At 61.5% G+C, this 21,858-nt stretch carries 29 protein-coding genes and 1 tRNA gene; 10 read left to right on the forward strand and 20 right to left on the reverse strand.

Annotated elements, in window-relative coordinates; genetic code table 11:
- Positions 1-5 precede the first annotated feature (5 nt).
- Complete coding sequence (locus C9427_RS04655) at positions 6-917, forward strand: LysR substrate-binding domain-containing protein (RefSeq protein WP_107648013.1); 912 nt, start codon at positions 6-8, stop codon at positions 915-917.
- Here C9427_RS04655 and C9427_RS04660 read toward each other — a convergent pair.
- A complete protein-coding gene (locus C9427_RS04660) occupies positions 914-1,360 on the reverse strand; it encodes an iron-sulfur cluster assembly scaffold protein (protein WP_107648014.1) in 447 nt (148 codons plus the stop codon). The genes C9427_RS04655 and C9427_RS04660 overlap by 4 nt on opposite strands.
- Before the next feature lie 240 nt (positions 1,361-1,600).
- On the opposite strand from C9427_RS04660, the gene folE reads away from it, so the two are divergent.
- The 3 genes from folE to C9427_RS04675 all read left to right on the forward strand — a co-directional run bounded on the left by folE (position 1,601) and on the right by C9427_RS04675 (position 3,788).
- Positions 1,601-2,233 carry a GTP cyclohydrolase I FolE gene (gene folE, locus C9427_RS04665; RefSeq protein ID WP_107648015.1) on the forward strand — a complete coding sequence of 211 codons (633 nt, stop codon included), beginning with the start codon at positions 1,601-1,603 and terminating at the stop codon, positions 2,231-2,233.
- A 36-nt stretch (positions 2,234-2,269) separates the two neighbouring features.
- The gene (gene hisI / locus C9427_RS04670) at positions 2,270-2,728 is read left to right on the forward strand and encodes a phosphoribosyl-AMP cyclohydrolase (protein WP_107648016.1); all 459 of its coding nucleotides are present in this window, start codon (positions 2,270-2,272) and stop codon (positions 2,726-2,728) included.
- A gap of 97 nt (positions 2,729-2,825) precedes the next feature.
- Positions 2,826-3,788 carry a patatin family protein gene (locus C9427_RS04675; protein ID WP_107648017.1) on the forward strand — a complete coding sequence of 321 codons (963 nt, stop codon included), beginning with the start codon at positions 2,826-2,828 and terminating at the stop codon, positions 3,786-3,788.
- A 203-nt stretch (positions 3,789-3,991) separates the two neighbouring features.
- On the opposite strand, the gene recJ is transcribed toward C9427_RS04675, so the two are convergent.
- The 5 genes from recJ to C9427_RS04700 form a co-directional block, all read right to left on the reverse strand.
- The gene (gene recJ, locus C9427_RS04680; protein WP_107648192.1) at positions 3,992-5,776 is read right to left on the reverse strand and encodes a single-stranded-DNA-specific exonuclease RecJ; all 1,785 of its coding nucleotides are present in this window, start codon (positions 5,774-5,776) and stop codon (positions 3,992-3,994) included.
- A 78-nt stretch (positions 5,777-5,854) separates the two neighbouring features.
- Complete coding sequence (gene glpX / locus C9427_RS04685) at positions 5,855-6,838, reverse strand: class II fructose-bisphosphatase (RefSeq protein WP_107648018.1); 984 nt, start codon at positions 6,836-6,838, stop codon at positions 5,855-5,857.
- A 142-nt stretch (positions 6,839-6,980) separates the two neighbouring features.
- Complete coding sequence (locus tag C9427_RS04690; protein WP_107648019.1) at positions 6,981-8,294, reverse strand: homoserine dehydrogenase; 1,314 nt, start codon at positions 8,292-8,294, stop codon at positions 6,981-6,983.
- Positions 8,295-8,340: 46 nt separating this feature from the next.
- Positions 8,341-9,558 carry an LL-diaminopimelate aminotransferase gene (locus C9427_RS04695; RefSeq protein WP_107648020.1) on the reverse strand — a complete coding sequence of 406 codons (1,218 nt, stop codon included), beginning with the start codon at positions 9,556-9,558 and terminating at the stop codon, positions 8,341-8,343.
- Between the two features lie 49 nt (positions 9,559-9,607).
- Positions 9,608-10,000 (reverse strand): hypothetical protein, encoded by a 393-nt coding sequence (locus C9427_RS04700; RefSeq protein WP_107648021.1) that lies wholly within the window; start codon positions 9,998-10,000, stop codon positions 9,608-9,610.
- A gap of 97 nt (positions 10,001-10,097) precedes the next feature.
- On the opposite strand from C9427_RS04700, the gene phaC reads away from it, so the two are divergent.
- From phaC to C9427_RS04720, 4 genes are all read left to right on the forward strand, one after another.
- The gene (phaC, locus tag C9427_RS04705; RefSeq protein WP_107648022.1) at positions 10,098-11,933 is read left to right on the forward strand and encodes a class I poly(R)-hydroxyalkanoic acid synthase; all 1,836 of its coding nucleotides are present in this window, start codon (positions 10,098-10,100) and stop codon (positions 11,931-11,933) included.
- A gap of 268 nt (positions 11,934-12,201) precedes the next feature.
- Positions 12,202-13,395, forward strand: coding sequence for a YcbK family protein (locus C9427_RS04710; protein ID WP_245436975.1), 1,194 nt, complete (start codon positions 12,202-12,204; stop codon positions 13,393-13,395).
- Positions 13,396-13,579: 184 nt separating this feature from the next.
- Positions 13,580-13,654, forward strand: a tRNA-Glu gene (locus C9427_RS04715).
- Between the two features lie 159 nt (positions 13,655-13,813).
- Positions 13,814-14,170 (forward strand): Rap1a/Tai family immunity protein, encoded by a 357-nt coding sequence (locus C9427_RS04720; RefSeq protein WP_107648024.1) that lies wholly within the window; start codon positions 13,814-13,816, stop codon positions 14,168-14,170.
- A 53-nt stretch (positions 14,171-14,223) separates the two neighbouring features.
- Here C9427_RS04720 and C9427_RS04725 read toward each other — a convergent pair whose 3' ends face one another.
- From C9427_RS04725 to C9427_RS04740, 4 genes are read right to left on the reverse strand one after another with little or no spacing between them, the layout of a single operon-like run.
- A complete protein-coding gene (locus tag C9427_RS04725) occupies positions 14,224-14,520 on the reverse strand; it encodes a hypothetical protein (RefSeq protein ID WP_107648025.1) in 297 nt (98 codons plus the stop codon).
- Complete coding sequence (locus tag C9427_RS04730) at positions 14,517-14,756, reverse strand: hypothetical protein (RefSeq protein ID WP_107648026.1); 240 nt, start codon at positions 14,754-14,756, stop codon at positions 14,517-14,519. The genes C9427_RS04725 and C9427_RS04730 overlap by 4 nt, the downstream gene beginning before the upstream one ends.
- Entirely contained in the window at positions 14,753-14,986 is a 234-nt protein-coding gene (locus C9427_RS04735; RefSeq protein ID WP_107648027.1) for a hypothetical protein, read from the reverse strand. Before C9427_RS04735 ends, C9427_RS04730 begins: the two co-directional genes overlap by 4 nt.
- The gene (locus C9427_RS04740) at positions 14,983-15,471 is read right to left on the reverse strand and encodes a hypothetical protein (RefSeq protein WP_107648028.1); all 489 of its coding nucleotides are present in this window, start codon (positions 15,469-15,471) and stop codon (positions 14,983-14,985) included. Before C9427_RS04740 ends, C9427_RS04735 begins: the two co-directional genes overlap by 4 nt.
- A gap of 423 nt (positions 15,472-15,894) precedes the next feature.
- Here C9427_RS04740 and C9427_RS04750 point away from each other — a divergent pair, with 423 nt between their 5' ends.
- Positions 15,895-16,449, forward strand: a complete 555-nt coding sequence (locus C9427_RS04750; RefSeq protein WP_107648029.1) for a Panacea domain-containing protein — start codon at positions 15,895-15,897, stop codon at positions 16,447-16,449.
- Between the two features lie 32 nt (positions 16,450-16,481).
- The gene (locus C9427_RS04755) at positions 16,482-16,847 is read left to right on the forward strand and encodes a hypothetical protein (RefSeq protein WP_146172497.1); all 366 of its coding nucleotides are present in this window, start codon (positions 16,482-16,484) and stop codon (positions 16,845-16,847) included.
- Positions 16,848-16,849: 2 nt separating this feature from the next.
- Here C9427_RS04755 and C9427_RS04760 read toward each other — a convergent pair whose 3' ends face one another.
- From C9427_RS04760 to C9427_RS34395, 10 genes are read right to left on the reverse strand one after another with little or no spacing between them, the layout of a single operon-like run.
- On the reverse strand, positions 16,850-17,197 hold the full coding sequence (locus C9427_RS04760) for a hypothetical protein (protein WP_245436977.1): 348 nt from the start codon (positions 17,195-17,197) through the stop codon (positions 16,850-16,852).
- Between the two features lie 33 nt (positions 17,198-17,230).
- Entirely contained in the window at positions 17,231-17,560 is a 330-nt protein-coding gene (locus tag C9427_RS04765) for a hypothetical protein (protein ID WP_146172498.1), read from the reverse strand.
- Positions 17,553-18,050, reverse strand: coding sequence for a hypothetical protein (locus C9427_RS04770; RefSeq protein ID WP_107648032.1), 498 nt, complete (start codon positions 18,048-18,050; stop codon positions 17,553-17,555). Before C9427_RS04770 ends, C9427_RS04765 begins: the two co-directional genes overlap by 8 nt.
- Positions 18,051-18,608, reverse strand: coding sequence for a hypothetical protein (locus C9427_RS04775; RefSeq protein WP_146172499.1), 558 nt, complete (start codon positions 18,606-18,608; stop codon positions 18,051-18,053).
- 4 nt (positions 18,609-18,612) lie between these two features.
- The gene (locus C9427_RS04780) at positions 18,613-19,059 is read right to left on the reverse strand and encodes a hypothetical protein (RefSeq protein WP_107648034.1); all 447 of its coding nucleotides are present in this window, start codon (positions 19,057-19,059) and stop codon (positions 18,613-18,615) included.
- Positions 19,059-19,316: a hypothetical protein gene (locus C9427_RS04785; protein WP_146172500.1), complete on the reverse strand. Its 258-nt coding sequence runs from the start codon at positions 19,314-19,316 to the stop codon at positions 19,059-19,061. The genes C9427_RS04780 and C9427_RS04785 overlap by 1 nt, the downstream gene beginning before the upstream one ends.
- 4 nt (positions 19,317-19,320) lie before the next feature.
- A complete protein-coding gene (locus C9427_RS04790; protein WP_107648036.1) occupies positions 19,321-20,061 on the reverse strand; it encodes a hypothetical protein in 741 nt (246 codons plus the stop codon).
- 2 nt (positions 20,062-20,063) lie between these two features.
- On the reverse strand, positions 20,064-20,546 hold the full coding sequence (locus C9427_RS04795; RefSeq protein WP_107648037.1) for a hypothetical protein: 483 nt from the start codon (positions 20,544-20,546) through the stop codon (positions 20,064-20,066).
- On the reverse strand, positions 20,546-21,118 hold the full coding sequence (locus C9427_RS04800) for a hypothetical protein (RefSeq protein WP_107648038.1): 573 nt from the start codon (positions 21,116-21,118) through the stop codon (positions 20,546-20,548). The genes C9427_RS04795 and C9427_RS04800 overlap by 1 nt, the downstream gene beginning before the upstream one ends.
- Positions 21,115-21,741 (reverse strand): hypothetical protein, encoded by a 627-nt coding sequence (locus C9427_RS34395; protein ID WP_208636345.1) that lies wholly within the window; start codon positions 21,739-21,741, stop codon positions 21,115-21,117. Before C9427_RS34395 ends, C9427_RS04800 begins: the two co-directional genes overlap by 4 nt.
- Positions 21,742-21,858: the final 117 nt, after the last annotated feature.

Here is a 21,858-nt window from a genome sequence, read left to right on the forward strand (position 1 = left end):
TGCGAATGAAGCGCGGGCGGCTTCCACTGACGGCATTGAGAAGTTTCGAGGCCGCCGGCCGGCACCTGAGCTTCAGCCGCGCTGCCGAGGAGCTTTTCGTTTCGCAGGCAGCAATCAGTCGCCAGATAAGGGAGTTGGAGACGCTGATCGGCAAGCCGCTGTTCGAGCGACTTCATCGCAAGGTCGAGTTGACGGAAGCGGGGCAAACCCTCCTTGCTCAACTGACCGCCAGTTTCGATGATATCGACCGTCGGCTGTCGCAAATTGTCAGCAAGCCGGCCCAGAGCCAATTAACGGTCAGTGTCGAACCGTCCTTTGCCGGCGAGTTCCTGATACAGCGTCTCAACTCGTTTCGGGAACGGCATCCCGATATCGACATTTCGATCGATGCGGAATCCCGGCTTATCGAATTCCGCGGGCACGAAGCAGAGATCGCAATTCGCTATGGAGCGAGCGCCCGGTCCTGGCCACGCACTGAAGCGTGGCATTTGGTCGACGTTCTGGTGACGCCAGTCCTGACTTCCGCATTGCTCGCGTCTGGCGCCCCGCTGACATCTCCTGCCGACCTGCGCTACTATACGTTGCTCCACGACTACAATCGCGATGGCTGGGCGAGGTGGTTTCAGGCGGTAGATCTTCCAGATCTCGCGCTTCAGAGAGGACCATTGTTTACGGATGCAGCCCTTGCCATGCAGGCCGCGAAGCTCGGGCATGGCGTCGCGTTGGGTGATCGTATCCTGAACGGCGCCGATCTTCGAGCCGGTCTCCTGGTCCGTCCATTTGAGATGGAAGTGCCTTATGGCTCGTATTGGCTTGTCGCTGCTGATTTCCAACGCCTCAGCCAGCCAGCAAAGACTTTTGCAGACTGGCTTTTCGAGGAACTCCGCGCATGGCCGACCGAAACGAAACCTGATTAGGCCGCCTCTTCCGCCCGCTTCTTCTCGATCTGGCCGATGGCATCGACCACGGCATCGAAGGTCAGCATGGTCGAGGCGTGGCGCGCCTTGTAATCGCGCACGGGTTCCAGATATCTGAGGTCGGCGAAACGGCCTTGCGGCGGCGCGCCATTCTCCTTCAGCATCTTCAGCATTGTCTCGCGCACGCTGCGCAATTCATCCGCGCTGGCGCCGACGACATGCTCGGCCATGATCGAGGACGACGCCTGGCCGAGCGCGCAGGCCTTCACGTCATGCGCGAAATCGGTGACGATGCCGTCATCCATCTTCAGATCGACAGTCACCGTCGAGCCGCACAGTTTGGAATGCGCTCGCGCCGTCGCATCGGGATGTTCGAGCCGGCCGATCCGCGCGATGTTTCCGGCAAAACCCAGAATTTTCGCATTGTAGACGTCGTCGATCATATTTTTCCAATCTGTCGCCGCCAAGCGAACAGCGATTGCCGCTGATGTGTCTTTCATTCGCTCGGCACGACCATATATAATGCTGGCAGTCGGGCATCGACAAGGCAACCAATGGCCATGTCTTTGCTCACATCAGTTCACGCCGCTTGCGGGCTGGAAACCGGGCGATTTCCAAGCACGAAAGGTCGTGGTCCGTTCAACTCGTTCCTCCCGGGAGAGGAACTACGGGAGACGCCTTTAATGGATGCCGTCATCAAGAAGCTCATGCCCCAGTCCGCCTATATGGAAAAGCCGGTTACCGACCGGCCGAGCGAAGCCGAGGTCGAGGCTGCGGTGCACACGCTTTTGCGCTGGACCGGCGACAACCCGGACCGCGAGGGCCTGATCGACACGCCGAAGCGCGTCACCAAGGCGTTCCGCGAAATGTTCAACGGCTATGACATGTGCCCGGCCGATGAACTCGGCCGCACCTTCGAGGAAGTCGCCGGCTACGACGACCTCGTCATCGTCAAGGACATCACCTTCCACTCGCATTGCGAACACCACATGGTGCCGATCATCGGCAAGGCGCATGTCGGCTATCTGCCGGACGGCAAGGTTGTCGGCCTGTCCAAGATCGCGCGCGTCGTCGATATCTTCGCGCATCGCCTGCAGACACAGGAAGCGATGACCGCGCAGATCGCCGGCGTCATCCAGGACGTGCTCAATCCGCGCGGCGTCGCCGTCATGCTCGAGGCCGAACATATGTGCATGGCCATGCGCGGCATCCGCAAGCAGGGTTCCACCACGCTGACCTCGACCTTCACCGGCATCTTCAAGGATACGCCCGAAGAGCAGGTCCGTTTCGTCACCATGGTGCGCGGCGGAGCCTGACTGAGCTTCGCCGGTTGTACAGAACAAGGACCGGCGATGTCGGCAGTGGAATTCCCGAAAGCTCCATCGGACAAGAAGGCACTGGAGGAAGGCGCGGTCTTTTCGCCGCGCTTCGATGCCGGCGGCCTCGTCACCGTCGTCGTTACCGATGCCGAAGACGGCATGCTGCTGATGGTCGCGCATATGAATGCCGAGGCGCTGGCGCTGACGCTCGAAACCGGCATCGCTCATTACTGGTCGCGCTCGCGCAAGGCGCTGTGGAAGAAGGGCGAAACCTCCGGCAATGTGCAGAATGTCGTCGAGATGCTCACGGATTGTGACCAGGACGCCATATGGTTGCGCGTCAAAGTGTTGGGCCACGACGCAACCTGTCACACTGGCCGGCGTTCCTGCTTTTATCGGACGGTGGGGTTGATCGACGGCAAGGGGACGCTTGCCGGCGACGGCAGCAAGCAGCTGTTCGATGCGGAAAAAACGTATCGAAAGCCCAAATGAACCATCCATATGAACCATTCGCCGACGTGCCGTCACGTATATTCATGATTTCGATACGGCCCGCCTCTATATTAGCCGTGGGACAAGGGAGATCGTGATGCTCGAATGGGCGTCATTGCGCAACAGGCCGGATGTCAGGGAAGCCAATGGTCCCTCCTCGTCCGGCGGAGCATCCGAGACGAAGCCTGCCAGGAAAACCGGCATTTCACTGGCATTGGGCGGCGGCTGCGCGCGCGGCTGGGCCCATATCGGCGTGCTGCGTGCGCTCGACGAAGCCGGCATCGAAGTGTCGATGATCGCCGGCACGTCGATCGGCGCGCTGGTCGGTGGCTGTTATCTCTCAGGCAAGCTGGGCGAACTGGAAGAATTCGCCAGAAGCCTGACCAAGCGGCGCATCTTTGGTCTTCTCGACCTCAATCTGCGCGGCAGCGGCCTGTTCGGTGGCATGAAGCTCGATGCAAGGCTGCGCGAGCACATTGCCGGGGTTCGTTTCGAGGATTTGCCGAAGCCGTTCGTCTGCGTCACCTCGGAGATCCGCACCGGCCATGAAATCTGGCTGTCGAGCGGTTCGCTGACCACAGCCATGCGCGCCTCCTATGCCTTGCCCGGCGTATTCGAACCGGTCAATTGCAACGGGCGCGTTCTGGTCGACGGCGCACTGGTCAATCCGGTGCCGGTCTCGGTCTGCCGCGCCTATGAGCAGCCGCTCGTCGTCGCGGTCAACCTTCATTACGATCTGTTCGGTCGCGCCGCCGTCATCAAGCACAGCGCCGGCGAACTGGTCATCGAAAAGGATGCGCCGAGGGCCGGCCAGGTCGACACCGCATACCAGTCCCGGCTCGGCATCACCGGCGTCATGGTCGAAGCCTTCAACATCATCCAGGACCGCATTTCGCGCGCGCGGCTTGCCGGCGACCCGCCCGACATGTCGCTGCAACCGAAGCTCAGCCATATCGGCCTGACCGAATTCCATCGCGCCGACGAGGCGATCCGCATCGGCTATCAGGCGACGATGAGCCAAATCGAAGAGCTGACCAGGCTGCAGACGGTTCTCGCCTGAGGTGTATCGAGATCGGGTCAGCCCGAGTCGAAAACGGTGGGTTCCGAGAACCGGCCTACGTCAGCCGTAGCCTTCATAGCACGGAAGCCTATGAGGGCTTCGGCCGGCGAAGGTCGGAGCGGAGCGTACTGTTAGTACGTGACCACCGGAAGCGCAGGAAACTGCCATTTGCAGGCCGGCATCACCTGAATATCGATGCATCCTCATGCACGCGCGGCATCGACGATGCGGAACTGCACGGTGCGGTTGCCGTTCCAGTGATTGCCCGACAGCGAGCCGGCGACATGCACCGTCTTGCCCCTGTTCTTGAACAGGAATTCGCCGAGTGCGGTATCGACGGCGCGAAAGGCGATCGCCTGGATGCGGCCGCCGCTTTCCGACTGCAATTCGGCGCGGATGTGATTGGTGCCGACCGCCCGTGCATCGACCAGCCGGTGGCGCGGCAGCGCAAACACCGGCGCGACATGCCCCGCGCCGTACGGACCCGCCTTCTCCAGCGCATCGAGCAGGTCGAGCGTCGCGCCCTCGGCGGACATCGCACCGTCGATGGCCAGGCTTTCCTCGCCCTGCAGCCGGAACACGTCCGCCGCCGCGCGTTCCTCGAAGAACGCCCTGAGTACGCCGAGTTTCGCCCGCTCAACTGTGATGCCGGCGGCCATGCCATGGCCACCGCCCTTGACGATCAGCCCGGCGTCGGCCGCCTCGCGGACCAACCGTCCCAGGTCGAAGCCCGACACCGAGCGGCCCGAACCCGTGCCGACGCCATTGGCGTTGAAGGCGATGGCGAAGGCGGGCCGGCGCGCATGGTCCTTTAGCCGTGAGGCGAGCAGGCCGACGATGCCCGGATGCCAATTGGAGCTGGCGGTGACGACAATGGCCGGGCCATTGCCGCCGGCAAGCTCGGCATCGGCCTCGACGCGCGCCGCCGCCAGCATCTCCTGCTCCATCAACTGCCGCTCCTGATTGAGCCGGTCGAGCGTCTCGGCGATGGCGCCGGCCTCGACCGGATCGTCGGTCGCCAGCAGACGGCTGCCGAGTGCTGCATCGCCGATGCGCCCACCGGCATTGATACGCGGACCGATCAGATAGGCCAGGTGGAAGGTGCTGATCGGCTCGCCGATGCGCGAGACCCGCGCCAGCGCCGCCAGCCCCTCGTTGCGCTGCTGGCGCGCCATCTGCAGGCCTTTGACCACGAAGGCGCGGTTGACCCCGGTGAGCGGCACCACATCGCAAACAGTGGCCAGCGCCACGAGATCGAGCAGGGCAAGCAGGTCTGGCGGCGCCGCGTCCGGCAGCAGGCCGCGTAGAACCCTCGCCGTCTGTACCAGGGTGAGGAAGACGACACCCGCCGCACAGAGATGGCCCTGGCCCGAAAGATCGTCCTCGCGATTGGGATTGACGACCGCATTTGCCGCCGGCAATGGCCCGCCGACCTGATGGTGGTCGAGCACCACGACATCGGCGCCGGCCTGCCTCGCCGCATCGATGGAGACGGCGCTGTTGGTGCCGCAATCGACGGTGACGATCAGCGTCGCGCCGCGCGATACGAGCTCGCGCATGGCTTCCGGATTAGGGCCGTACCCCTCGAAGATGCGGTCCGGTATGTAGATCTCCGACGGCACCGAGAAATGCGCGAGGAACCGCTTGAGCAGCGCCGACGAGGCCGCGCCGTCGACATCGTAGTCGCCGAAGATCGCCACCTTCTCCCTGGCCATGATGGCGCCGGCGATCCGCGCGGCGGCCTTGTCCATGTCGGTCAGCGAAGCCGGGTCCGGCAAAAGGTCGCGGATGGTCGGATCGAGGAACCGCTCAGTCTGCTCGGCACTCACGCCGCGCCCGGCAAGGACGCGCGCGACAATGTCCGGCACGCCGTGGCCTTGCGCTATGGCGAGCGCGGTCATGTCCTGCCGTTCGGTCAACCGGTGCTCCCAGGAGACACCAGTGGCCGACTGCCTGACATCGAGGAAAATACGTCTTTCGCCCGTCACGCGACGCGCCGTCTGCAAATTGTCATTTCTCACAATATGCGACGGCTCTCACAATATGCGACGGCTAAATCTGGCGAATCAGAACTTTTCCAGATCCTGGTGGCGCGCCTTGATCTCGCGCACGGTGCGCGACGACGAGCGCAGCACGATCGTGTGCGTGGTGATGGAATTGCGGCCGAACTTGACGCCGGCCAGCATGTTGCCGTCGGTCACGCCGGTCGCCGCGAACAGCACGTCGCCGCGCGCCATGTCCTGCGTGCGGTAGACGCGCTTTGGATCGGAGATGCCCATCTTCGCCGCGCGCGCCACTTTTTCCGGCGTGTCGAGGATCAGCCTTCCCTGCATCTGGCCGCCGGTGCAGCGCAGAGCAGCAGCCGCCAGCACACCCTCCGGCGCGCCGCCGGTCCCGAGATAGATGTCGATGCCGGTCTCGTCCGGGTCGGTGGTGTGGATGACGCCGGCGACATCGCCATCGCCGATCAGCCGGATCGCGGCGCCCGTGGCGCGCACTGCCTCGATCAACTTGCCATGGCGCGGCCGGTCGAGGATGCAAGCGGTGATCTCCGATACCGGCACACCCTTGGCCTTGGCCAGGCTGGCGATGTTTTCGGCCGGCGAGGCGTCGATATCGACGACACCGTCAGCGTAGCCCGGGCCGATGGCGATCTTGTCCATGTAGACATCGGGCGCGAACAGCAGGCTGCCCTTTTCCGCGATCGCGATGACGGCCAGCGCATTGGGCAGGTTCTTGGCGCAGATCGTCGTGCCTTCCAGTGGATCGAGCGCGATATCGACCGCCGGGCCTTTGCCGGAGCCGACTTCCTCGCCGATATAGAGCATCGGCGCCTCGTCGCGCTCGCCCTCGCCGATCACCACCGTGCCCTTGATGGCGAGACGGTTGAGCTCCTGGCGCATGGCATCGACCGCGACCTGGTCGGCGGCCTTTTCGTCGCCGCGTCCGCGCAATCTGGCGGCCGCGACCGCGGCGCGTTCGGTGACACGCACCAGTTCCATGGTGAGTATCCGGTCAAGACCGGCGACGATGCTCTGGGCCACATTCATCGGTGGAAAATCCTCGTTGGCACATAGCCTCCCGCCAGAAGCGGCGCTCCTTGTGTCAAAGCTCCATGACAACAGCAAGACCTAGCCGGGTCTTTTTTGAAAAAGCAACGATATCAATCGATTAAAGAAGAAGGGGAGACTTCTACCCCGCCCGCTCGATGCGGATCACCTGCGGCTTGTCATTCAGGTGGCCGTCCTTGGTGATGCCGTCGACGGCCTTGCGCACCGCAGCCTCGGTCGTCTCATGGGTGACGAGGATGACCGTCTTCTCGGCTTCGGTTTCCGGACCGGCAGCGTGCTGTACGATCGATTCCAGCGAAATGTCGTTGTCGGCCATACGCTTGGCTATCGCGGCGAAGACGCCGATACGGTCATGCACGGTCAGCCGGATGAAATAGCCGCCGGCATGGCTGCGCATCTGCGCCTTCTTGTAGGGCTTCAACTCCTTCGTCGGCCGGCCGAACACCGGACCGTGCTGGAAACCCGGTCGGCTCTTGGCGATGTCGGCAATGTCGCCGACGACAGCCGAGGCGGTGGCATTGCCGCCGGCGCCCGGACCGGAGAGCAGGAGTTCACCCAGAATATCGGTTTCGATCGCGACGGCATTGGTGACGCCATGCACCTGGGCGATGACCGAGGCCGTCGGCACCATGGTCGGATGCACGCGCTGTTCGATGCCGCTTTCCGTGCGCTGGGCGACGCCGAGCAACTTTATCCGGTAGCCGAGATCGCCGGCCGCGCGGATGTCGGCCTGGCTGATGTTGGAAATGCCTTCCATGTAGATGTCGTTGGCGGCGATCCTCGTGCCGAAGGCGAGACTGGTCAGGATCGACAGCTTGTGCGCGGTATCGTGTCCTTCGATGTCGAAGGTCGGGTCGGCCTCGGCATAACCCAGCCGTTGCGCATCCTTCAGGCAGGCGTCGAACGACAGGCCCTCGGCCTCCATGCGGGTCAGGATATAGTTGCAGGTGCCGTTGAGGATGCCGAAGACGCGCGTGATCGAATTGCCGGCCATCGCCTCACGCATCGTCTTGATGACCGGAATGCCACCAGCCACCGCCGCCTCGTAGTTGAGCAGCACGCCTTTCCTCTCGGCGATCTCGGCAAGCTGCACGCCGTGCTTGGCGAGCAGCGCCTTGTTGGCGGTCACCACGTGGCGGCCGGCCTCGAGCGCCGCTTTCACCGACGATCGCGCAGTTCCCTCGTCGCCCCCGATCAACTCGACGAAGACATCGATATCGGCGGTCTGCGCCATCTTCGTCGCGTCGTCGAACCATTTGGCCGCGCCGAGATCGACGCCGCGGTCACGCTTTGGATCGCGGGCCGAAACCGCCGACACGACGATGTCGCGTCCGCACTGGCGCGTCAGTTCCGCCGCCTTGTCGCGCAGCACGCGCGCCACCGACGCGCCGACGGTGCCGAGACCGGCAATTCCAACACGCAACGCTTCAGCCATGTCCGGCGACGCCCCTCAAGATTCGGTTCGATGATGTCAGGCAAACTCAGCGATGCGCGGCGAGCGGCACCACATTGTTCGGCTGCTTGGCGCTGGATGCCAGGAAGCGCTTGATGTTGCGCGCCGCCTGGCGGATCCGGTGCTCGTTCTCGACCAGCGCGATGCGCACATGATCGTCGCCATGCTCGCCGAAGCCGACACCTGGCGCCACCGCCACATCGGCGTGTTCGATCAGAAGCTTGGAGAATTCAAGCGAGCCAAGATGACGAAACGGTTCCGGTATCGGCGCCCAGGCGAACATCGACGCCGCCGGTGCCGGAATGGTCCAGCCGGCACGGCTGAAGGCGTCGACCATGACGTCGCGGCGCTTGTGGTAGATTTCGCGCACCTCGGCGATGTCGGCGCCGTCGCCGTTCAGCGCGTGTGCTGCGGCCACCTGGATCGGTGTGAAGGCACCGTAGTCGAGATAGGATTTTACACGTGTCAGCGCCGAGATCAGCCGTTCGTTGCCGACCGCGAACCCCATGCGCCAGCCGGGCATGGAAAAGGTCTTCGACATCGAGGTGAACTCGACCGCCACCTCGATCGCGCCCGGCACCTGCAGTACCGAGGGCGGTGGATTGCCGTCAAAATAGATTTCCGAATAGGCAAGGTCCGACAGGATGATGATGTCGTTCTTCCTGGCGAAGGCGACGACGTCCTTGTAGAAATCGAGCGAGGCGACCAGCGCTGTCGGGTTCGACGGATAATTGAGGATCAGCGCCAGCGGCTTCGGGATCGAATGGCGTATGCCGCGTTCGAGCGCCGGAATGAAGCCGTCATCCGGCTCGACCTGCAGCGAGCGGATGACGCCGCCCGACATGATGAAGCCGAAAGCGTGGATCGGATAGGTCGGATTGGGGCACAGGATCACGTCGCCGGGAGCGGTGATCGCCTGCGCCATATTGGCGAAGCCTTCCTTCGAGCCCAGCGTCGCCACCACTTGCGTGTCCGGGTCGAGCTTCACGCCGAAACGGCGGGCATAGTAATTGGCCTGGGCGCGACGCAGGCCCGGAATGCCGCGCGACGACGAATATCGATGCGTGCGCGGGTCGCGCACGACCTCGCACAATTTGTCGACGATGGCCTTGGGCGTCGGCAGATCCGGATTGCCCATGCCAAGGTCGATGATGTCGGCGCCGCGCGAGCGGGCGCTGGCCTTCAGCCGGTTGACCTGCTCGAAAACATAAGGCGGAAGCCGGCGAACCTTGTGAAATTCTTCCATGGCAGTTCCAGACAATTGGCAAGACGGTTTTCGGTCGCGCGATATAGGCTTATTTGCAGTCAGGGTCGAGAGCGGGATCGCATTTGGCTCCGATCTGCTTCAGCGTATCGGGCCCATGCTGCTTTGCCAGCGCGTTCAGCGTCGCCGGATTCGTCACCTTGACCGTGCCACCCTTCGAGCCCTGCCCCTGCTCGTCAGCCTTCAACTGGGCGAGCTTGGCATTCTTGTCCGCTTCGGTGAATTGCTCGGCCGCCACTTGCGGCGGAACGTTGAGGTTAGGATAGGTGCCGGTGTCCTTCGGCCCTTCGGCGGTCGCAACCGGCGTGGCGCCGTCGATATTGGTGCTCGAACAGCCTGCGATCGCCAGCAAGACGACCGCTACGCCCGTGCGGCAAAAACGACCGGTGCCGGAAAAAACAGTTTCGCCAATATTAATTGTCATATTGTTTCCTTGGCATCCGGGGTAGAGCGCGTTGGACCCTGGCGGATGTCCCATGATAATATGTCAAGAAAACGCTTCGGGAGGAACCCCGCGCACCATGTCCAAAACACCCGATTCGGGCAAAGCGGAAGATGACGAGCCTTCGACCGTTGAGCAATATCTGGTGAAGGACCCGGAACGCTTCGCCTTGAACATGGCGCGCATGATCGAGCAAGCCGGCAAGGCAGCCGCTGCCTGGGCCGAGCCGCGCGAAAAGGGCGATGTGCGCGATCATGTCGCCGAGCCGGTCGTCGACATGGTGAAAACCTTCTCCAAGCTCAGCGAATACTGGCTTTCCGACCCGCAGCGGGCGCTCGAAGCGCAGACGCGGCTGTTTTCCGGCTACATGACCGTCTGGGCCAATGCCATCCAGCGCATCAGCGCCGACGGCCAGGATACCGACGACGCGGTCAAGCCCGAGCGTGGCGACAAGCGTTTCCAGGATCCGGAGTGGGGCCGCAACGCTTTCTTCGATTTTTTGAAGCAGGCCTATCTCGTCACCTCGCGCTGGGCGGCCGAACTGGTCGATCACGCCGATGGCCTGGACGAGCACACCCGCCACAAGGCCGGCTTCTACGTCAAGCAGGTGTCCAACGCCATCTCGCCATCGAATTTCATCCTGACCAATCCGGAACTGTTTCGCGAGACCATCGCCTCGAACGGTGAAAACCTGGTGCGAGGCATGAAGATGCTGGCCGAGGACATCGCCGCCGGCAAGGGCGACCTGAAACTGAGGCAGGCCGACTACTCGCCCTTCGAGATCGGCAAGAACCTCGCCACCACACCCGGCAAGGTGGTGGGCCGCAGCGATGTCGCCGAAATCCTGCAATACGATCCGGCGACCGAGACCGTGTTCAAGCGGCCGCTGCTGATCTGCCCGCCATGGATCAACAAATTCTACATTCTCGATCTCAACCCGCAAAAGTCCTTCATCCGCTGGGCGGTCGAGCAGGGCCACACCGTCTTCGTCATCTCCTGGATCAACCCGGACGAGCGCCACGGCACCAAGAGCTGGGAAGCCTATATCAGGGAAGGCCTGCAATACGGCCTCGACACCATCGAGAAGGCCACCGGCGAGAGAGAGGTCAACGCCATCGGCTATTGCGTCGGCGGCACGCTTTTGGCGGCAGCGCTTGCGCTGATGGCGCAGGAAGGCGACGACCGCATCAAATCGGCCACCTTCTTCACCACGCAGGTCGACTTCACCCATGCCGGCGACCTGAAAGTGTTCGTCGACGAAGAGCAGGTCGCGGCTGTCGAGAAATCGATGAGCGAGAAAGGCTATCTCGACGGCACCAAGATGGCGACTGCCTTCAACATGCTGCGCTCGGGCGACCTGATCTGGCCCTATGTCGTCAACAACTACATGCGCGGCAAGGATCCCCTGCCCTTCGATCTGCTTTACTGGAACGCCGATTCGACCCGCATGGGCGCCGCCAACCATTCGTTCTACCTGCGCAACTGCTATCTCGAGAACAATCTGTCGCAAGGCATGATGGAACTGGCGGGCCGCATGATCTCGCTCGGGGACATCACCATCCCGATCTACAATCTCGCCTCGAAGGAAGACCATATCGCGCCGGCGCTCTCGGTGTTCCTCGGCTCGAAGTATTTCGGCGGCGAGGTCGAATATGTCATGGCCGGCTCCGGCCACATCGCCGGCGTGGTCAACCCACCGGCAGCGCAAAAATATCACTACTGGACCGGCGGCAAGCCAATCGGTGACTTCGACCAGTGGGCCGCCAAGGCCACCGACCATCCCGGTTCCTGGTGGCCGCACTGGCAACGCTGGATCGAGGCCCGGGACAACACAAGAGTTCCCGCCCGCAAACCCGGCAAGCATATGAAAACCTTGGGCGATGCTCCCGGCACCTATGTCAGGGTGCGTGTGTAACCTTCTGTAATGTGTGGTGAGTTGACGTGTCGCCAAAAGAGGTCGAAATGGTGTCGTCAACCCTCAAGCGGCCCGATTCAGATCTTGCCGTCGAATTACTTTCAGGCTTGCGGATTTGACACAGATCTCGTTTCCGGTCGGGGGAACAAGGAGCATCCGGCGAGACATCAAGACGTCGCGCCAATGACGTACCGGTCGGACCTCGAGGGGGAATTTTGTTTTGAAATCAGTAGGATCGCGCCTCGCGAAGGGAGAAAGCCGCGCTATTGTGGCAGCGCTTTTTTCCGTGCTTCTGGCGTCCTGCACCTCCGCCGGTGACCCTACTTTGTCCGTTGGCATGCCGGGCTACAACGCGACATCAGCCGATATCAGCACCGCTTCCGGCACCAACCAGGTCGCCGCTGTCGATTCGTCGTCGCAGGTGACGACTTCACAAATGACGACGACGGCAGAGAGCGATGCGGCCCTTCCCGAACAGGTCGCCTATGTGCCGGTGACCAGGCCGGGGGCCAAACCCGATGCCGGTTTCCCGGTTGCCATTCCCGCTGACGCCGAGACGATTGCAGGCCACACGCCGCAACCACTGGAGCAATCCGGGCAGACGGCTGAGCAGGCTGGCGCGGCAGTGCAGAAGGCACAAACAGCCGATGCGGCGGCCACCACACCGAAGCCGGAAGGTGCCGCTCCGGTCATGAACAATCCGGTCTATGTGACCGCCGGCGAGCCACAGCCGCAAGCGCCCAAGAAAAGCTTCCTTGCTTCATTCTTCGGCGCCACGCCCGCTTCGGCCGCACCGGCGCCGGTTAATGCCAGGTCGGGAGAACAGGCCGCTGTCGCGCAGGTCGCCACCGCGCAGTACAAGGCCACGACGCCGGCAAAGGCGGCCGTGACGCTGGCCTCGGCCAATGCGGCCGAAAAGCCGGTGCAGCTGGCTTCGACCGACACCAGCAATTACACCAGCGATGCACTGCCCGGCGTGCGCCAGACGGCGCTGTTCGAGATCAAGCGCAAGTCCGGCCTTGACGACGAGAGCGATGTCGACCTCAACGAGGACGAGGGTTCGGGCGGCTCCTATCAGGTGGCGTCCGCCGCCGGTCTTGCCCGGCTGGCGCCCAACGGTCTCCTCAAGCAGACTGAAAGCGTGGACGTAGCCTGCCTGAAGCCGTCGCTGGTCCGGGTGCTGAAGACGATCGAGGGTCACTACGGCAGGAAGATGGTCGTCAGCTCGGGCTATCGCGACCCGGCCCGCAACCGCCGCGCCAATGGCGCCAAGAATTCGCTGCACATGTATTGCGCCGCCGCCGACATCCAGGTTCCAGGCGTTTCGAAATGGGATCTGGCGAACTATATCCGCACCATGCCCGGCCGTGGCGGCGTCGGCACCTACTGCCATACTGAATCCGTTCACGTCGACGTCGGCCCGGAGCGCGACTGGAACTGGCGCTGCCGCCGGCGCGGCTAGTTCTTTTCCGGTTTAAAGAAATCCGAGGGGAGCCGTTCGGGTGGACAAACATGCGGTGCGGCGCTCAACCATGCTAACGCCGCGAAACCGGGCGGTTTGCTGCCACCGAAAAAAGTTGTCGCAGGCGGTGGCAGACGGGTTGCCGGTTTCAAACAACGCAACTATAAACCGCTCACATCTGAGCGCGCCCATCGTCTAGCGGTCAGGACACCGCCCTTTCACGGCGGTAACAGGGGTTCGATTCCCCTTGGGCGTACCAGATAAATCAAGCACTTAGCTGAAAACTTCCATCCCCTGTCCAACGTTTGGCCAATTTCCTTTCTGGGATATCGGTGGAATCGCCCTGTTTGATATCCAAGGGTTTCCTGCGACTATCGGCTGGTCCGTGCGACATGGACGCGACATAGGAGGGGTTCTGATGCGGGCGAAATCCGTAACTGCCAGCGCATTGTTGATGTTATCCACGCTATCAGCGCAGGCCGGTTTCTTTACCGGCAACGAACTCCATGGTTTTTGTACCGGGCAGGGATCTTTCGCGCTCGCCTACATCATGGGCGCGGCCGACACTATCAACATTGACATATTGGGCATCGACAAGAAAACCGGCCAAAAATTTGAGCAGCAGCGGTTTATTTGCGTTCCTCCTGGCGCGACCGGTGGACAGGTCAGAGACGTTGCCTGCAAGTATTTGTCCGATCACCCAGAAGACCGGCAGCTACCAGCAACTTGGCTCGTCTACCGGGCACTGCTTATTGCGTGGCCATGTGCGCAGTAGTAAGCCCGCCACCGTGAGGCAGCGGGCTTCAAGTGGACAAGTTGTCCGGTTGATCAGTGTCGGCCCTTCGGCGCGTCTAGAAACTCAAGGAACGCGTTGGCTACTTCCGTGCCGCTGGCGTCGGTGCGAGCGGTGTCGCAGCTCCGCACGATAGCGGCGGCGATCTGGAGCATGTCAGCCCTGCTCCCGACGATCCTTGCCACCACGATGTTTTCTGGACTGTTGTCCATGGTCGAGCGCTGAGCAACAAACAGGGTCAGCCTGAGATTGTCGCCCATCACCGTCGTTGGTGCATTTCCTGTGACGAAGACATCTGGAACGATGGCCGGTTCGATGAGTGGCGTGCTCATGGCGCGTCCCATCCAAGCGCTTCGTAGTATGCGTTCCTTGCTGTTTTAGACATCGACATCGCAACACAGGCAACGAAAAACAGCCGGTCGCCTTCCGCCTCGGGGATGATGTAGTGGCCCTTTTCGGGAGTTCTGCCGAAATGCCCCTCCAGCATACTCATCAGCACGTCGCCCATGTTGATAGAGTCGCAGATCAGCGGCTCCAGATCCTGAACCTTTGACTTGTCGATATTCATGAGGCACCGCCAATCTTGCCTTCGTGGCTTTCGAGGGCGTCATGCATCGGTGCATGAAGTTCGATCGCCAGAGCGAGGAGGTTCGGCAAGGAATGAACCACGTCCTGCGAGGGCTCATCCTGCAACTTCCTCGCCGCGTATTCAGCAACGCGCAGGATAGCCAGCAGATCATAGCTGGTGTCGATGATTTGGCCCGCCGTCATGTCGCCTTGGGGAATGAAGCGGCTCACGATTGCGCCGCCTTTCTGGCGTGAGCCATCGACAGCAAGAGCGCGTCCACTTGCTCTTCCTGAAGGTAGCCAAACGAATGATTGTGGAACCGCCGCAGATATCGGCCCTTGGCGGCGAGATCGGCGGGAGTGCGGGCGGGGAACCGGCACACCTTCCAGAACGCATCCTGCTCGTCGTCGCTGGCACCTTCATGCTTCTGGCGTTCCTCGGACGTCGCTTTGCGCCCAAGCTTTACCTCGTCGCAGCACGTGCAGACGGAGTCCCAATTGGCCAACGCCTCCTTATGTGCCTTGATCACCGCACGAAGTTTGGGCGACGTTTTTGCCCTTCCTGCTGGTGCGGCGTCGATCGGCGCGGCCGAGGCTTTGCGCACGGTGGCACCGGCGGCGGCGAGAGCGAGCCCTGCCCCTGCCAGGTTGAGCATACGGCGGCGGTTGATTGCGGGCATGCCTTCGGCGGCTGCCCGAACAGTGATGTTCGGCATGATTTGAACTCCTAATGGTGATATTTACACCATTACGGTAAGGCCATTGCCGGTTGCTGTCAATTGCATTTGGTGATAAAAACACCATATGAAGCCAGTTCAATGCCGTATGGGGCGCGCAGCCCTCAATTGGAGCACCCTCGACCTAGCGAAAGCGGCCGGCGTTGGGGGCAACACCGTCAACCGTTTTGAAGCAGGCCAGGACGCCCGTGTAAGCAGTGTGGAGAAGATCCGCGCCGCTCTCGAAGCGGCCGGCGTCGAGTTCATCCCAGAGAACGGCGGCGGCGCCGGGGTGAGGCTGAGGAAATGACGGAGCGTCACCGGGCGCGTGGGCCCGCTGTTCGCGGAAACATTTTGGTCGTCATTCCGTTGTGTTTACCGATGTGATATATTTTCAACGCAATCGCGTCGTAGGGGCCACCGATGCAACCTTGGTACAATTCCAGAAAAGCCGCGCAGATCGCAGCATTTTTTGCCATCCGCGAAGGCGGACGCATCGCTGTTCTGAAGGCGGTTAAGCTGATCTATTTGTCGGAGCGACGTTTCATGAACGCTTTCGACTCCTCGATGCTTCGTGACCAACTTGTCTCCATGGAACACGGACCCGTCAACTCTATTACGTTGAACCAGATCAATGGCTTGACGGATAATAAGGATGAGTGGTCAGAGTTTGTGACCGACCGAGAGGACCACTGCTACTCGATCCCCAATAGTGGAATGAACGTCGATCGACTCGACGAGCTAAGTCGAGCCGAGATTCAGACTCTTGAGGAGACGTGGACCGAGTTCGGCCACATGGATCAATGGCAAATTCGGGACTACACGCATGACAACTGCCCCGAGTGGGAAGATCCCGATTTTTCCTCGCAGCCGATTCCCTACAGTCGGGTTTTCAAGTTTTTGGGGAAGGCCGAACCGGAAGAACTCGAAAAAAAGATCGTACGCGAGCGGACGCTAGACGCTATTTTCCATACCTAACGGTGGCGTACGTCTCTGCAAAGAACGGAGCGTTGCTGATCCCTTCGGGACCCGGCGAAGACGGCAAACACCTCTACGCGATCCTCACAAATCCGTGCCAGAATGCGTCTTGCCTACTTGTAACGGTGACGTCGATCAAGGAAGGCAGGTTCTTCGATCCGGCTTGCCGGATTGAGCCTGGCGAGCATGAATTCATCACCAAACCCAGCTATGTCGAATATCGAATGTCTCGAATTCTTCGGTGCGAGCAGATTACTAAATGCGTCGACGGCTGGTATTTCACCCCGAAGCCAGCTGTCTCAGACGACCTCATCAATCGGATGCGTCAAGGGGTCGTTGACTCCAACTTTACGGCAAAACTGGTCCTGAAATACCTTGAGGACAATAAGGATCGATAGCCTCACCGCCCGTCCTTCGCCTTGCCATAGGCGTTTGGCGTGGTGTCGGGAGTATAGATCAGGCCGACGCGCTTGCTGCCACACTTGGCGCATTTGAGCTTCGGAATGAGGTCGTCCGCCATTGCCGGCGCGTCAGGGCCGAACCGATCGCCAAGCTTCACCAGGTCGAGCACCTGCCGATGGTGGCAGGCCGAGTTGTGGCAGTGCGCCGTCACCGCCATCTTCGCATCGATCAGAGATTGGAACGTCCAGCCCTTCGCCATCCGCCCGATATAGCGCGGCGCGTAGAGCCTCACCAGCGCGCGTTTCTGGCGAGCGCTTGTGCCAGCGCTGCCCTCTACACCAGACACACCGCCAGCGATTTCATAGCCTCGCCGAAGGCGTCAGAACGCCCCAAAGGGGTCGAGAGGCTTCACGAGACTGCGCTGCCCATACTGCTTGCGGCGGCGGTTTTCCTGGCGCCGGTAGGCTCCTGGCGAAGCGACTTCGCGCAGTGAATTGAGGAACAGGAAATCGAGCGCCGGCCGGACGTAGAACAGGTTCACATAGGGAAGATTCTGGGTCGCGAAGTTGAACAGCTCGGAAAACCTCACCTGCTCATCGTCGCTCAGCCCAGCATCACGGGCTTTGAGGATCAGATCCCCAAGATCTGCGATTGAGCCGAGACCGGGACCCATGGCGGTTTCAGTAAGTCCGCAGTGGAATTTATGCATCGACGCTCTCCAATTGCTTCACGCTTTCAACGAAGGCTTCAATATCAAACGGGCGCCAATCTGGGCCAATGGGCTTGGTTGCTCCTCCACAAAACCAGGGCGACATGAGGTCGATAGCGGCCTCTAGACTGGCGTCCTGCTCGTCAGTGTTTTCGAGCATCCAAGGGGTCTCTTTGACGCCGACGATCAAGTGCAGCGCGGCAATGTGGGCTTCTTCCACCGCGAGCACGATCGGCGGCTCAAGCTGTCCCAGCATGTAGGCTTTGCGGCCGGCTCGAGTTGTGGTCCTGCCAAGGAACATCTTCACGACGCCAAGCCAGCTATTGCCGTGCAGAGATTGCGCCAGCCCGCGCATTGGCCCCGTTTCTTTCAGCACCACGGCGACCAATTGCCCCGGCTTGATTTCTGGCGTCGGGTCTGCCTCCAGTTGGGCGCCGGTCGGGATAAATCCGCCCATACAGTGACCTTCGGTGAAAAACGTGTAGGTCATCTAAGCGGCAATCCTTTGATGCGGCTGGGCCGACAGGATTCGAAGGCGGTCGGTTTGGAAGACACAGAATTCGCAGGCGCCGTTCCACACCTCCACGCGCTTTTTGCTGCCGACATAACCGGCCTCGGCAAGCACGGGCTCCAGTGGCGAGCCGTTCTTGCGTGCAAAACAGAGGAGCTTTCCGACCTGGCTGTAGTAGTACCTGCTGTTCGGAGCATCTGCGAGCACATGAAGCCACCAGCGCGCCATCGGACCGTGAAGGACGGAAACAGCGTTGCGGAAGATCGATTTCGCCGGCTCAGGCTGTTCGTCGCACAGCGTGTCACAGTCGATATACGCGGCAGCAGGCGCTTCGACTTCATAGACAAAGCCGGTGTCATCCTGTGCCCTTACAGCCGCCCCGCCACGCCAGCCGGGAACCGCGTACCCCGTGGCAACATCACGACTGTCTGTCAGGTAGATGCCACGGCCTGAGGCGCCGTGATTCCGCCATTGCGAGCCGATCTTGGCCGGGTCGAAGCGGTCGAACCGAACGGGGGAACCATGGAAAGCGATCATTGGTTCAGCCATAGGCATCGCTGATACCCTTGGCGGCCGTGCCAAAGCCGCTGAAGATGGAGCCGAGCAAGGATGCCTTGCCGGAAGCACGACGCCCCGTGGCGCTGTCCCTGAGCCCCGCAGCACGCGAATTGCCGCCATACATCGCGGTTCCTGCATTGTATTCCGCCTCTCCCGCCGTATCTGCCATCAGCTTGACGATTGTAGGCGCCTCGGTCCCCGCACCCGCACCGGAAGCAGCCGCAACAGCCAGGGCACGTGAATTGATGATGGCGCCCTCGCGCCGCTTGGCGAGGGCATCCCTCTGGGCTGCCGCAGTCTCTTCCTTGGCCTTCATGTCAAGCTGCTGCGCTTCGAACTTGGCAGCACTGTTTTGAGCCGCGCCGGCCGCGACAGCACCAACGCCCGTAATGCCGGCGCTCAAGGCCGAAATCAGTTCAAGCCCGGACATCAAACTTTCCTTTCGAGGTGTTTCGGCATTTCCCCACCGATGACCTCAATCAGGGCGAGCAGCGCCCGCCAGCCGTCGAGATCCATGACGGAGGTGTCGAACGATGCCACCTCACCGCGCGTCAGCAGGAAGTCATGCTTGGACAGGTCGGCGAGTGTTGCCCGGGCGATGGCAAAGGCAGCAGTCAGGTCAGCGAGAAGATCGACGGCCACAGTCGGCGACTGACTTTTTGAACCCGGAAAGACTGTGACGTTCATCGGGTCACCCCGCCAGCTTGCGGAAGATGGCAGCGACAGGATCGGGGTCGAGACCCTCGAACCACGCCCAGAAATCGTCGGCGTCTTCCTCGCTCATGTTGTCGGTCAGGCGCTTCGCCCGAGCCCGCAACATCGCCACCTTTTCAGGTGCGCTCGGTCCCCATTCGTCCACAAGGGTTTTGCCGGCCGGGGTCGATGCAAAGTGCTTCACTTCGCTGGCGGGCGCCGGGGTGACATAAATTCCCGTGCCGCTGGCGATCTCGTCATAGACGGCAAGGCGGGCCGGGATAGGTACTTCGCGGTCGAAGTGTTCCATGAACACCCGCTGTTCCCGGTTGCCGCCGATCGCGCGCACCATGGCACCGACATCGCGTTGAACGTTGGTGAGGTGCGTTTTGAAACCACCCATGCTTTCCCAGTCCGAAACCAGCTTGCGGCCAGCCTCGGAACCGCACATGCCGATACGCGATTTTTCGGGGTTCAGGGGGCGCGTCGGGTTAACCGAATCCGGGTTTATTGCTTCCTGTTCGGCTTCGAGAAGGGCGAGGTATTCCTTGTCCAGGCCCTCGCCTTCGTAGCGAGCGAAATCGGTCTTCAAGATGCGCTCAATTTCTGCCTTGCGGGCGGGGTCGGCAGTCAAGGAGGCAAAACCCGTCTGCCCACCACCACCCGCAAGGCCTTCACCCGTCGCAGAGCCTGCTCCGGCCGCGCCAGGATTCTCGGAAACTACAATTTCGTTGCTCATCTTCAGGCCCTCGCTGGATACATTTGGGCCAGCAGCCGCGTCGCGAGTTCGGGATTGGCCACGGCCTGGGTCATCACATGGCCGTCTGCCTTGCGCTCCACCACGTAGCCGAAGCCATTCCAGGCAATTCTGTACAAATCGTCCGAAAACAACTTGTCGTACCGCTCAGGCATGGTCGTAACGCGAGGCTTTGCCAGCACGGCGCCCTTGGAATCGGCGCTGGCGACGATCGCCTCCCCGGTCCAGCTTTCATCGAAGCTCACGACGAAAATCCTGTCGAACTTCTTCAGCGCATTCCGGGACGCCTGCACCTTGCGCCAGGCCGAAGGGCTCTTGAGGTCGTCGGCGACGAAATCGGCCGGAACGCGAACCATGTAGTCACGCCAGACCTGTCCGGCAGACTGGAGCGCCACGCGTGCCGGATCGATTTCCGGAACGGGCCGTTCCGATGAGGCGGGAATGTCGAGTGCAGCAGCTTTTGCCATCAGAATGATCCTTTCAGAGCGCGGGAAATGTCGGGGGTTGCAATTGCCTGTTCTTCAGCCCGCCATCCCTTGTCGTATGGTGTGCGAGCCTCGGGGAAGGCGATTTGCCCGTAGCGGCGACGGAGGCCGACAAGGGGCTTCAGAGCGGCTGCGAACCGGAGGCTCAGCCTAAACTCGCTTTCGTACACATCGAGCTGCACGGCCGGGCGAACGCCAAGGCTTCGCAGCAACTTGGTGGCGTCGGCGCTGCGGGCGCGGACTTCCTTCAGGGCGTCGCAGAGGTCGCGGGCTGCCTTCTCGGCACGGTCAACGGCTTCAAGGCGGTTTTCTTCCACGATCGTCAGGGTTTTGCGCAGATTTGCCAGACGTTCCTGTTCGGCCGCCGCTGCCTGATCACGCTCGCGGCGCACCGCCTCGCCTTCGGCTGCTTCTATGGCCTCCAACTCGGTCTCAAGAGCGGTCAGTTCCCGGCTGTCGAAGCTCTTGGCGTCCAGCATGGCGACGCCTCTTGCCTGTCGCAGGGTGGCGATGCGGGTCTCAGTGGTGGTGCGGCGACGGGCAAGGTCCATCATGCCGCATCCTCTGCCTGAGCTACGGCATCAATGACGGGGTCGCCATCAGCGTAGTCTGCCAGCCTCAGTTGGACGGCAAGGTCAGCGATAAGGTCAGGAACAGGTTCACCGGTCTCCTTGGCCCGAGCAACGGCAAAGGCGATACGTCGAGCCGTCTCGTACTTGGACTGCTGCCTGCCAACGCACACGCCGTACATGGTGATGTCGTCACGTATCTCGCGCACCTTCCGACCGCCCTCACCGGTCGTAACGAAGCTTTGGGCTAGCTCCGGTAGTCGCTGCGGCTGTCGAAGCCCTAGCACCTCCAGATGGCGCCGGAGGGTGTTGCTGGCGCGCTGGTAGCTATCCAAGTCGTCCGCGCTGATCTGTCCAGCCGTGGCGAAGCCTGCTTCCATGCGCTCCAATTCAACGCTCAAGGTGGCGGCACGGCGCACCAGGGATCGCTGTGACTGGTTCAAGTTGTCCGAACCACCAAGATCCTGCTCATGAGCCTCGATCAAGTCGCGAAGGCGACGCACCCATTGCGTGCGCCCATCCATGTCGGTGCCGACCTTGGAGCGGTTGGTCACCTTGGAGCGACCGACGATCTTTCCGGGGGCTTTGTCTGTGGTATCAGCCTGCATTTTCCGATGCTCCTTGGCCATTTGTTGGACATATTACCAACGTCGGCACTTTAAGTCACTGTTTTTGCATGTTTATATGAGTGTATGCTGGTGCAATTTACCGCCTTGATACAGCGG

The sequence above is a fragment of the Mesorhizobium helmanticense genome, assembly GCF_003034915.1.
Lineage (GTDB): Bacteria > Pseudomonadota > Alphaproteobacteria > Rhizobiales > Rhizobiaceae > Mesorhizobium > Mesorhizobium helmanticense.